Annotated in this window: 10 protein-coding genes; 6 read left to right on the top strand and 4 right to left on the bottom strand. The window is 35.6% G+C overall.

What is annotated here, in order from left to right; translation table 11 throughout:
- The first annotated feature begins 158 nt into the window (after positions 1-158).
- A complete protein-coding gene (locus tag CJF42_RS17845; protein WP_095367976.1) occupies positions 159-605 on the top strand; it encodes a globin family protein in 447 nt (148 codons plus the stop codon).
- 66 nt (positions 606-671) lie between these two features.
- Here CJF42_RS17845 and dxs read toward each other — a convergent pair whose 3' ends face one another.
- The 3 genes from dxs to xseB are packed head-to-tail and all read right to left on the bottom strand — an operon-like array spanning position 672 to position 3698.
- Entirely contained in the window at positions 672-2528 is a 1857-nt protein-coding gene (gene dxs / locus CJF42_RS17850; protein WP_095367977.1) for a 1-deoxy-D-xylulose-5-phosphate synthase, read from the bottom strand.
- Between the two features lie 17 nt (positions 2529-2545).
- Complete coding sequence (ispA, locus tag CJF42_RS17855; protein WP_095367985.1) at positions 2546-3436, bottom strand: (2E,6E)-farnesyl diphosphate synthase; 891 nt, start codon at positions 3434-3436, stop codon at positions 2546-2548.
- A gap of 19 nt (positions 3437-3455) precedes the next feature.
- The gene (gene xseB, locus CJF42_RS17860; protein WP_095367978.1) at positions 3456-3698 is read right to left on the bottom strand and encodes an exodeoxyribonuclease VII small subunit; all 243 of its coding nucleotides are present in this window, start codon (positions 3696-3698) and stop codon (positions 3456-3458) included.
- A 248-nt stretch (positions 3699-3946) separates the two neighbouring features.
- On the opposite strand from xseB, the gene pomA reads away from it, so the two are divergent.
- The 4 genes from pomA to CJF42_RS17880 all read left to right on the top strand — a co-directional run bounded on the left by pomA (position 3947) and on the right by CJF42_RS17880 (position 8550).
- A complete protein-coding gene (gene pomA, locus CJF42_RS17865) occupies positions 3947-4708 on the top strand; it encodes a flagellar motor protein PomA (RefSeq protein ID WP_095367979.1) in 762 nt (253 codons plus the stop codon).
- Positions 4709-4711: 3 nt separating this feature from the next.
- Entirely contained in the window at positions 4712-5641 is a 930-nt protein-coding gene (locus CJF42_RS17870; protein ID WP_095367980.1) for a flagellar motor protein MotB, read from the top strand.
- 214 nt (positions 5642-5855) lie between these two features.
- The gene (locus tag CJF42_RS17875) at positions 5856-6362 is read left to right on the top strand and encodes a hypothetical protein (RefSeq protein WP_095367981.1); all 507 of its coding nucleotides are present in this window, start codon (positions 5856-5858) and stop codon (positions 6360-6362) included.
- A 265-nt stretch (positions 6363-6627) separates the two neighbouring features.
- A complete protein-coding gene (locus tag CJF42_RS17880) occupies positions 6628-8550 on the top strand; it encodes a DNA topoisomerase III (RefSeq protein WP_095367982.1) in 1923 nt (640 codons plus the stop codon).
- Positions 8551-8710: 160 nt separating this feature from the next.
- Here CJF42_RS17880 and CJF42_RS17885 read toward each other — a convergent pair whose 3' ends face one another.
- Positions 8711-10042, bottom strand: a complete 1332-nt coding sequence (locus CJF42_RS17885) for a M20 metallopeptidase family protein (protein ID WP_095367983.1) — start codon at positions 10040-10042, stop codon at positions 8711-8713.
- A 153-nt stretch (positions 10043-10195) separates the two neighbouring features.
- On the opposite strand from CJF42_RS17885, the gene CJF42_RS17890 reads away from it, so the two are divergent.
- The gene (locus CJF42_RS17890; RefSeq protein WP_095367984.1) at positions 10196-11053 is read left to right on the top strand and encodes a tetratricopeptide repeat protein; all 858 of its coding nucleotides are present in this window, start codon (positions 10196-10198) and stop codon (positions 11051-11053) included.
- The last annotated feature ends 223 nt before the right edge of the window (positions 11054-11276 follow it).

The raw sequence follows: 11276 nt of genomic DNA on the forward strand, positions 1-11276 counted from the left end.
GCGCTATTTGAGGCATAACTCCAGTAGCATTAAGTTGTATTAAATCATATTTACGAGCATCAGCTTAAAATAACAGTACAATTTATTATAAGAAATTTAAACATTTTATTTTTTATACTAAGCTTTCAATTGTCAATAACTTATTAAATAGGATATTTATGACACCTCAGCAATTGGAGTTAGTGCAAGTCTCTTGGGAAAAAGTAGTCCCAATCGCCAAACAAGCCGCAGACTTATTTTATGGACGTTTGTTTGAGATTAATCCATCTTTAAAATCTATGTTTTCTGATGATATTGAAGAGCAAGGAAAGAAATTAATGCAAATCCTAACAACGGTTGTCAGAAGCTTAAAACAATTTGATAGAGTAGAAATAGCTGTTTGGCAATTAGGACGTCGTCATGAAGTTTATGGTGTTAAAAAAGTAGATTTTGATTCAGTGGCATCGGCCTTACTGTGGACTTTACAGCAAGGTTTACAACACGAATATACACCGGAGGTGGAAAAGGCTTGGGTGGCTGCATACACAGTTTTAGCCGGAATAATGCAAGGTGGTGCAGATTACCCATATGCTAATTTTGATAAATGGAAAGCAGAGCAAGTCTAGTTTAAAAATAGAGATAAAAAAGGTGGCTTAGACACCTTTTTTTATAAAAAAGTGATAAGGCTCTATTTACCAGCTTTTAATACGATTTAATATTCCTTGGCTATCTAAACCCATTACTTCATTCAGTTCTTGTTGTGTGCCATGTTTAATGAATTCATCTGGTATACCTAAGTTGAGAAGTTTTACTTCTAACTTATTCGCTTGTATAAATTCGTTAACTGCAGAGCCAGCTCCGCCCATAATTGCATTATCTTCTAGCGTTACAAATAAAGTATGATCTTCAGCAAGTGTTGATAATAGGTTGGTATCTAGTGGTTTGATAAAGCGCATATCAATTAAAGTGGCATTAAGTTCATCTGCTACCGGTTTGGCATTACCTAATAAAGTACCAAAAGATAAAATTGCAATTTTTTCACCTTCACGAACTTGATTTGCTTTACCTAATTCAAGCAGTGTCATTTCTTTTTCAACTTGGGCATCACCTGCTGTACCACGCGGGTACCTTACTGCGACAGGACCAGCTAAATGATAACCTGTATAAAGCATTTTACGGCATTCATTCGTATCAGAAGGCGCCATAATAACCATATTAGGGATACAACGCATAAAGCTTAAATCATAAGAACCATGATGGGTTTCGCCATCAGCTCCAACAACGCCGGCACGATCTATCGCAAATAAGACATCTAAGTTTTGTAAAGCAACATCATGAATTAACTGATCATATGCACGTTGTAAAAAGCTAGAGTAAATTGCCACTACAGGTTTTTGATCTTCACATGCAAAACCAGCTGCGAGCGTAACAGCATGTTGCTCAGCAATGGCAACATCAAAATATTTTTCTGGAAACTCTTTAGAAAAACGCACCATGCCAGAGCCTTCACGCATAGCCGGTGTAATGGCAATTAACTTGTCATCAGTCGCAGCCATATCACATAACCAATCACCAAATATATTAGAGAAAGTCGGTGCGCTCGGTTTTGATTTTGGTAAGCGTGTTGTAGCAGGATCAAACTTAGGTACGCCATGGTAGCCTATTGGGTCGGCTTCTGCTGGTTTATATCCTTTACCTTTTTTTGTGCGAACATGTAATAACTGTGGGCCTTTTAAATTACGCATATTTCGTAATGTATCGGTCAACATTGTTACATCATGACCGTCAATTGGGCCTATGTAATTAAAGCCTAATTCTTCAAAAAAAGTACCTGGGATCACCATGCCTTTTAAATGCTCTTCCATTCTACTGGCAAGCTCTTTTACTGGTGGCATACCGGATAATATTTTTTTACTGCCTTCTCTGATATTACTATAAAAGCTACCAGATAAAATACGGGCAAAATGATTATTCAAGGCACCGACAGGCTCAGAGATCGACATTTCATTATCATTTAAGATAACCAACATATCCGAATCTAAATTACCAGCGTGGTTCATTGCTTCAAATGCCATGCCAGCAGTCATAGCGCCATCACCTATAACAGCAACCACTTTGCGATCTTTACCTTCTTTCTTAGCTGCTAACGACATACCTAATGCTGCTGAAATAGAAGTACTTGAATGGCCAACACTAAATGTATCGTATTGGCTTTCACCGCGGTATGGGAAAGGGTGCAACCCATTTTTTTGACGAATGGTATGCATTTTATCTTTACGTTCAGTTAATATTTTATGCGGGTAGGCTTGATGACCTACATCCCAAATTAATCTATCAAAAGGTGTATTAAATATATAGTGTAATGCGACTGTCAGCTCAACTGTGCCAAGCCCTGAAGCTAAATGGCCACTACTTTGTGAAACTGAATCTAATAAATACTCTCTGAGTTCATTGCTAAGAGGCACTAATTTTTCATGTGGCAACTGCCTCAGTTGCTCAGGCCTATCAACTATGTTTAATAAGGGATACTTGCTACTATCAAATGTCATGATATTTATTCGTTATCCTAATGATCTCTTTCTATTATATACGTGGCAAGGGCTTGTAATTCGCTGGTATCAGCCTTGATATTCTCAAGTGCTGTTAGTGCATCTCGATATAATTGCCTTGCTTTGTCTTTTGCGCCTTGTAAGCCTAATAATGCCGGATATGTCGACTTATTAGCAGCTAAATCTGATCCTTTTGGTTTACCTAAAGTTTCAGTATCGGCTTCAATATCTAAAATATCGTCTTGTACTTGAAAAGCTAATCCAATTGCTTTACCAAAGTCATCTAATGCATTGAGTATATCAGAGGTGCAATTAGGTGAACACAAAGCACCTAATTTAATCGCAGCTCTTAATAACGCACCGGTTTTTAAATTGTGAATTTGTTCTAATTGTTCAAGGGATATTATTTTATCAGTTGCTCCTAAATCTAATGACTGACCACCACACATACCCGTTAATCCAGATGCTTGCGCTAAAGCAGATATTAATGCAATTTGTTGTTTATGACTAATGCCTATAAATTCATGTTGAGATAAAGTTTCAAAAGCTAATGTTTGCAGTGCATCACCTGCTAAAATAGCTGTTGCTTCATCAAACTCAATATGACAAGTCGGTTTGCCTCTGCGTAAACCGTCATCGTCCATTGCTGGTAAATCATCATGTACTAAAGAATAGCTATGCATACACTCAATAGCACTTGCAGCAATATCTAAATCAGCTGGGTTAGCATGAAGCATTTTTCCTGTGATATACACTAAAAAAGGCCTTAATCGTTTACCGCCATTTAATAAACTATATCGGGTAGCAGATTTTAACGTGTCATCGGTATTATTTTGTTTATCAATTAAATCATTTAATACACAAGTAATGCGTTCTTGTGCTGATAATAGTGCGGGCTTAATATCTATATGGCTGTTATTCACGCATTTATTCCGGATCAGAGTCAAAGTTAGTTAACGTACTGTTTTCATCGTTACCCATAAGTATTTTTACTTTTTGTTCTGCTTGATTTAACTTTGATGATGAAGCATTAGCTAACTGAACACCACGCTCAAATTGTTTTAAAGACTGCTCCAGAGTAAGTTCACCATTTTCCATTTCAGTGACTATGTTACCGAGTTCTGACATTGCTTGTTCAAAACTGAGGTTTTCTGCTTTTTTTACAGCCATTGTTTGATTCTCTTTTTATTATAGATATAGGTGAAGAAGGTAATTTTATGGGGGATCTGCATCGAATACAAACAACAATTAACCATTTACTTGGTTTTTTTATTTTTTTATGACTAGGATTGACTATACAGACAACTAAATAAGATGAAACTTGTTGGAAATAAACGGTCTTTAGAAAAATATTTATTTGCCGATAGTTAAAACTAACTTAATATAAACAACAAGTGTGAAGTGCCCTTGGAGGGTTTGTGGATTTAGCAACAATAATAGGTATAGCTGGTGCCATAGGTTTTATCGTGATGGCGATGTTACTTGGTGGCGAATTAGGTATGTTTGTTGATATACCGTCTGTTTTAATCGTATTTTGTGGTTCATTTTTTGTAGTACTATCAAATTTTACTATGGGTCAATTTTTTTCCATAGGTAAAGTGGGTGTAAAAGCGTTTATGTTTAAGCTTGAAGCACCTGACGAATTAATTGAAAAATCAGTAGAGTTAGCCGATTCAGCAAGAAAAGGCGGCTTTTTAGCATTAGAAGAAGCCGAAATCCCAAATGCTTTTATGCAAAAAGGTATAGACATGTTAGTTGATGGCCATGATGCTGATGTTGTTAGAGCTACTTTGCAAAAAGACATTACGCTCACCACTAATCGACATGATCAAGGCGCGAGTTTATTTAAATCACTAGGTGATGTTGCACCGGCAATGGGCATGATCGGTACATTGATTGGCTTAGTTGCTATGTTATCAAACATGGATGATCCAAAAGCAATCGGCCCAGCAATGGCCGTAGCATTATTAACAACACTTTATGGTGCATTTTTAGCAAATGTAATTGCTATTCCTATTCAGTCAAAACTAGAAAACCGTCGTGACGAAGAGGAGTTGAATCAAAAACTGATATTAGATGCCATTTTAGGCATTCAAGATGGTCAAAATCCAAAAGTTATTGAAGGTATATTGAAAAACTATATCGCAGAATCTAAACGTGAAGTGAGTACTGAGGGATAAGCGATGTCTGATGAACAAGAAGAGTGTAAATGTCCTCCTGTGGGGTTACCCGCTTGGATGGGGACCTTTGCTGATTTAATGTCATTGTTGATGTGTTTCTTTGTATTACTGTTAGCGATGTCTGAAATGGATGTATTAAAGTTTAAACAAATAGCGGGTTCAATGAAGTTTGCGTTTGGTGTACAAAATAAACTTGAAGTCAAAGATATTCCAAAAGGTACCAGTGTTATCGCGCAAGAGTTTACGCCCGGTAAACCTGAGCCAACACCGATAGAAACCATTCAGCAACAAACCACTGAAATGACACAGCAAATGTTAGAGTTTCAGGCGGGTGATGAAGCCTCAGCGGGTGGTCGCCAAGAGCAGCGGGGTAATAAACGCGGTGGTGAATCACAAAGTACCGCTAAGCAAGAGTCCGCGGCAAAAGCAGAAAAAACAGCCGATCAAGAACAAGTTAATGAGTTAGTTAAAAAAATAGCACAACAGCTTGAGCAACAAATTATAGATGGCGCCATAGAGCTAGAATCTTTAGGGCAACAAATCATCATTCGTATTCGTGAAAATGGCTCATTTCCATCGGGTAGTGCATTTTTACAACCGCAATTTAAACCGATAATCCAACAAATTGCCGATTTACTCAAAGATGTCCCTGGTGAAATAGAAGTATCTGGTCATACCGATGATTATCAAGTAAGTAACGAACTGTACTTTAATAACTGGGATTTATCGGCAAAACGTGCGGTAGCAGTCGCCAGTGAAATGCAAAAAGTACGCGGATTTGATAAAAACCGTATGATGGTAATAGGCCATGCTGAAACCCGACCTTTAGTGCCTAATAGTGATTTAGAGTCCCGTAAGCGCAACCGCCGAGTCGAAATATCAATTATGCAGGGTAAAGCGAAAGAGTCAGATCCCATTGAAGTTGGAAAATAATTTCGGTTAATATCAAAAGCCTCTTGGCATTTAAATTTAATTGTTGTACCTTAAAAACTCACCGTTTTAATGGTGAGTTTTTAAGTTTTTATAAAGAGAAATAACTAAAATTAAGGAAAATATTATGATTAAAATTGATAAATATTCGTATATGCCAGGTGGCAGCGGTGATGATACAGATCCGGACGATAAAAAAAATAATTAAACATTCAGTATGTCTTTAGACAATTTTCGTGAAATACTAAATCTAATTTATAGCAGCTACCTTTTATTTTTGGGGGGAGCTGCTATTTTATTATACTTTTTTTCTGATAAACCTAGTTATCGTTTTGCGTTAGTTACTTTTTGTTTTTTTTTAATTGGTGTCCTCTTTAGTGACTTAGTTAAAGAGTTTGATTATAAAGTATACATAGCTAGATATATTTTTTGGGCATCTATTGATTTATTTTGGATGGGCACCATAGCTTATCTTACTATGAAAGATAAAATTCATCTTTGGCAATCTATTCTTGGTCAATTAATTGTTTTACCTGCGCCATTACTACAGTTAGTACGTTTGGTAGACCGTCACTATTTTGATTTGAGCTATACTGATTATTTGTATGTGACTTTATTACCTATTATTAATACAGCTGTTGTTGCTTTATGCTTTGCCCCTTTAATTGTGATTTTCACGCAATATTTAAAAAACAAAAATACTAAAGAAGCTGTGGACGCTTAGCTTTTTTAGTTTCGAACTTTAAAATCTCTTTTATCTATATTCACATTCCATCTTTTTTATTTGATTACATTTTTTAAATGATAAGCGCACGAATATGTGTGACCTTTATTATCCGCATTTAGGATTTGAAAAACCAAGCTAATAATTTTTAACATGTCCAATGCCAATAAAAAAATACAATAAAAGTTAGCAATAAAAGTAAATAGTCATTATGATAACTGTATAAGTAACCAGTATCTTAATGCTGATAGCTAAGACTCATAATATGAAATTGTATATTGCTGAAAAACCCTCACTTGCCCGTGCGATTGCTGATGCCTTGCCTAAGCCCCACAAAAAACATGACGGCTATATTGAAGTGGCTGGTGGCGATATTGTCAGTTGGTGCATAGGCCATTTGTTAGAGCAAGCTGAGCCGGATAGCTATGATGATAAATATAAAAAATGGCATGCCGCTGATTTACCTATCGTGCCAGAGACTTGGCAACTTAAACCTAAAGCACAAACCCGTAAACAATTAACGGTTTTAAAAAAGTTAATTAAACAAGCTGATGAATTAGTCAATGCCGGAGATCCCGACCGAGAAGGGCAATTACTGGTTGATGAAGTGATTGATCATGCTAAACCTTCTAAAACTAAAAAACAAAATGCACAACGATTATTAGTCAGTGACTTAAATGTATCAGCAGTAAAAAAATCTTTATCTAATTTAAAATCTAATAGTGAGTTTATTCCTTTAAGTGTATCAGCTTTAGCACGTTCACGTGCCGATTGGCTTTATGGTATGAATTTAACACGGGCTTATACTTTAGCTGGGCAAAAATCGGGATTTAAAGGGGTATTATCAGTAGGGCGAGTGCAAACACCGATTTTGGGTTTAGTGGTTAGAAGAGATTTAGAAATTTTAAACTTTGTGCCTCATGCATTTTATGAGGTGCTTGCTCATTTAAACCCAGATCTCGAGAATAACTCATCAACAACTTTTAGCGCTAAATGGCAACCAAGTGAAGCATGTGAAGCTTATATGGATGATGAAGGTCGTGTATTACATAAAGGCTTAGCACAAAATGTAGTTTCCCGTATTACGAATCAAATGGGCACAGTGTTAAATATTGATAAAAAGCAAAAAAAGCAAAATGCTCCATTGCCTTATAATTTATCTGCTTTACAAATTGATGCCGCCAAAGCATTTGGCATGGCAGCACAACAAGTATTAGATACTTGTCAAAACTTATATGAAAGGCATAAGTTGATAACTTACCCCAGATCAGACAACCGTTATTTACCTAAAGAGCATCATAAAGAAGCGCCACAAGTACTCGCTGCGATAAAAAATAACCAAGGACAAAATACGAAAAAGGTTGATGGTGCTAATATAAGTATAAAGTCTAAATGTTGGAATGATAAAAAAGTAGAAGCACATCACGCGATTATTCCGACATCTAAAAAGCTGCAATCAGCGAGTTTATCGCAATATGAAAAAAATATTTATCAGCTGGTTTCTCGTCATTATTTAGCCCAGTTTTATTCTGAATATATTTTTAATGAAACTCAAGTTGAAATTGAAATCGCAAAAGGGCGATTTAAAACTAAAGCAAAACAAGAGGTACAGCTCGGTTTTAAAGTATTAATGGGTAAAAGTGAGCTTGATAATGAAGAAAAACTACCTAACCTAGTTAAAGGGCAGCAATTACACTGCGTTCAAGGTGAACTAGTTGAAAAACAAACCCAGCCTCCAGCGCACTTTACTGATGCCACATTATTAGCTGCTATGACAGGGATCGCCAGATTTGTAAAAGATCCTGAAATTAAAAAGGTATTAAAAGAAACGGATGGTTTAGGCACCGAGGCAACCAGAGCGGGGATCATAGAGTTATTATTTAGACGTAACTTTTTAAAACGCCAAGGTAAACAAATTTTAGCGACAGAGTCGGGCATTGCTTTAATTCAAGTATTACCAGAACAAGTATCTAAACCCGATTTAACAGCTGTATGGGAATCAAGCTTAGGTGCTATTGCACAAAAAGAGCTAAGCTATCAACATTTTATGCAGCCGTTATTACAACAATTAAATGACATTATAGCTCTCTCAAAAACCTGTGATAGTACGATTTTTAAAAGCTTGCCAGAACAAAAACCGAATAAAAAATTTAAGCGTAAGCGCAAAACCTATAAAAAAGCGTCTTAAAGAAATTAGCTTCATGAAATATAAATAAATTATTTAGGCACATAAGCGACAGCTACAATTTACAAATAAAACAAGTGGTGGCTGTCTAGTTGAGATAAAGTTGCCTAACCACAGTTAAATAAGCTAAAAGCATAATAACTAAATATCACACAGCTTTTAATTATCGTTTTTTATTAAATAAATCTAATGCACTGGCTGTCATCGCACGTACACCCGTTTTAATCGCAACAGGGTAATCAGGTGCGAATTTACTTGAATGCAATGAAGGTAAACTAGTACCATTTTTTACTGACTCTTCATAATCTTTAGCTGGAACACCGCCTAACCAAAATATCGTACTTGGAATATTATCTTCAGTTAACGTGTATAAACCAAAGTCTTCACCAGCCATGACAGGTTCAGATTTTAGCACGTTAATTTTACCTAGTTCAGATTCAATACTAGATTGAACATTTTTTGCTAAAGTTGGATCATTGTAAGTTGATGGGATTTTTTCTTCTTCATGAACGTAAACAATAGGTTTCATCGAATCTTCTAAACCAGCACTAATCGCAATACCATGTGTAATACGTTTAATTGCAGCAATTTGTTGTGCTCTTATTTTGGGATCATAAGAGCGTAAAGTGAGTTGTAATTTTACTTCATTAGAGATGATATTATGTTTTGAGCCACCATGAATAGAACCGACTGTAATAACAGATGGCTTTAGTGGTGAGATCTCGCGACTATTAATTGTTTGTAAAGCCATAACGATACGAGAAGCTAAAACAACAGGATCTTTAGTTAAATGAGGATAAGCGCCATGACCACTTTTACCTTTTACAGTAATATCAACGGAATCAACATTTGCCAAGGCATAACCTGGTGCGATAGCAACTTTACCCGCAGGTACCGAAGCACTTACGTGTAAACCTAAGATATGATCAGGTTTTGCAAATTTAGTAAATAAACCTTCCTTTAACATGGCTTTTGCACCCGCTCCAACTTCTTCAGCTGGTTGTGCTACCATCATCAACGTACCTTGCCATTGTGATTTATTTTCAATTAATTGTTGTGCTGTACCAATAAAGCTAGTCATGTGTATATCATGACCACAACCGTGCATTATGCCTACTTTGCTATTATTTTTATCTAAAGTGGTGACTGTTGATGCATAGTTTTTACCTGTTTGCTCAATAATCGGTAGTCCATCGGTATCGGTACGGATCATCACTGTTGGACCATTGCCGTTTTTATATAAACCCACGACACCAAAGCCACCGACGTTTGAAGTCACAGTAAAACCAAGATTAGCGAGTTGTTTAGCCATTACTTTCCCTGTTTCTTTTTCCATATAAGATAATTCAGGTGCTTGGTGTAATTTTAAGTAAAGCGTTTCCAGTTTAGGTAAATTATTATTAAGGGATTTCTCAATAAATGAATTTGAATTGTTATCAGCTAATGCATGAGTATTAAGGGCTATCGCTAGGCTTGAAAATAAAAAGTTTTTCATAGATATATAATTATTTATAAGGAGATAAAGTTTAAATTATCATATTGACTCATTTTATCAATTGATAAAGAAATACATAATAGAACTTGTAAATAATAGTTTAGACCCAAATATAATACCTAATTACTAATTACTAATTGATGCAGAAGCTTTATGAGCAACATTCTAGATTTAACATCAGAAAATTTTCAGGAAATTTTAGGTGAAAATTCACAAAATAAATTGGTTATCATTGAGTTTTACTCACCAAATAGCCCAGAAAGCCAACAGCAAGCTCCTTTAGTATCTGCTATTGCTAGTGAATATCCGGAACATTTATTATTAGCACGGCTAAATTGTGAAGCGCAACAAACATTAGCACAACAATTAGCACAACAAATTGGTATTGAAGCGATTCCAGCTTTAGTTATCATTAAAGCTTCTGCGCCAGTTGATATGTTGTCGGGTCCACAAACAGATGCTCAAATCAGAGAAGCACTCAGTAAACATTTACCCTCACCAGATGATTTAATACTAGAGCAGGCAAAACAAGCATTAATAAATGGTGAAATGGATAAAGCATATAATTTTGCAAAGCAGGCTTATGAAATAAATCCAGAAAATGCGAGAATTAAGCTGGTTTTTGCTGATATATGTTTAAAGATACAAAAACTTGAAGATGCTAAAGCGCTATTATCAAGTATTCCAATGATAGAGCAAGATGCCTATTATACAAATCTTAAAGCCAAACTAGAGCTCGCATTAGAAGCACTAGACTCACCTGAAATAAAAGTACTGCAAGATAAGGTTGAATTAGAACCTGATAATTTTGAACTTAAAACGCAATTGGCTGTTCAGTATAATCAGGTCGGTAGAAAAGAAGAAGCTTTAGAGTCCTTATATATAGTATTGAAAAAGGATTTAGCTTTTGGTGAAGCTAAAAAAATGTATTTAGATGTGATTGCTACTTTACCTGATGGTGATGCATTAGCACTTAAATATAGACGTAAACTATATAGCATGTTGTATTAACGGCTAATTAATTATAAAAATCACAAAATTGAAAGTAGTAATTAAATTGACCTTACTTTATAGTCTTTTTGATTAATACTTAAACTTCGCTTTCGCGAAGGTTTTAGGCGGGATTTAACTCACACTTAAAAGAGTTACTTACATTGTTGTTGGTTAAATAGCCAAAAGATACATAAGCTGAGCTTTTTGCAATTTAATTGTAAAAAACACTTGCGCAATTTTG

Origin of the sequence: Pseudoalteromonas sp. NBT06-2, assembly GCF_002276045.1 — a bacterium.
In the GTDB taxonomy this organism is placed as follows: Bacteria; Pseudomonadota; Gammaproteobacteria; order Enterobacterales; family Alteromonadaceae; genus Pseudoalteromonas.

Excerpts from the sequence above, each read along its gene's own strand:
- CJF42_RS17845 (WP_095367976.1), top strand. The coding sequence starts at position 159 with ATGACACCTCAGCAATTGGAGTTAGTGCAAGTCTCTTGGGAAAAAGTA.
- dxs (WP_095367977.1), bottom strand. The coding sequence starts at position 2,528 with ATGACATTTGATAGTAGCAAGTATCCCTTATTAAACATAGTTGATAGG.
- xseB (WP_095367978.1), bottom strand. The coding sequence starts at position 3,698 with ATGGCTGTAAAAAAAGCAGAAAACCTCAGTTTTGAACAAGCAATGTCA.
- CJF42_RS17870 (WP_095367980.1), top strand. The coding sequence starts at position 4,712 with ATGTCTGATGAACAAGAAGAGTGTAAATGTCCTCCTGTGGGGTTACCC.
- CJF42_RS17875 (WP_095367981.1), top strand. The coding sequence starts at position 5,856 with ATGTCTTTAGACAATTTTCGTGAAATACTAAATCTAATTTATAGCAGC.
- CJF42_RS17880 (WP_095367982.1), top strand. The coding sequence starts at position 6,628 with ATGAAATTGTATATTGCTGAAAAACCCTCACTTGCCCGTGCGATTGCT.
- CJF42_RS17885 (WP_095367983.1), bottom strand. The coding sequence starts at position 10,042 with ATGAAAAACTTTTTATTTTCAAGCCTAGCGATAGCCCTTAATACTCAT.
- CJF42_RS17890 (WP_095367984.1), top strand. The coding sequence starts at position 10,196 with ATGAGCAACATTCTAGATTTAACATCAGAAAATTTTCAGGAAATTTTA.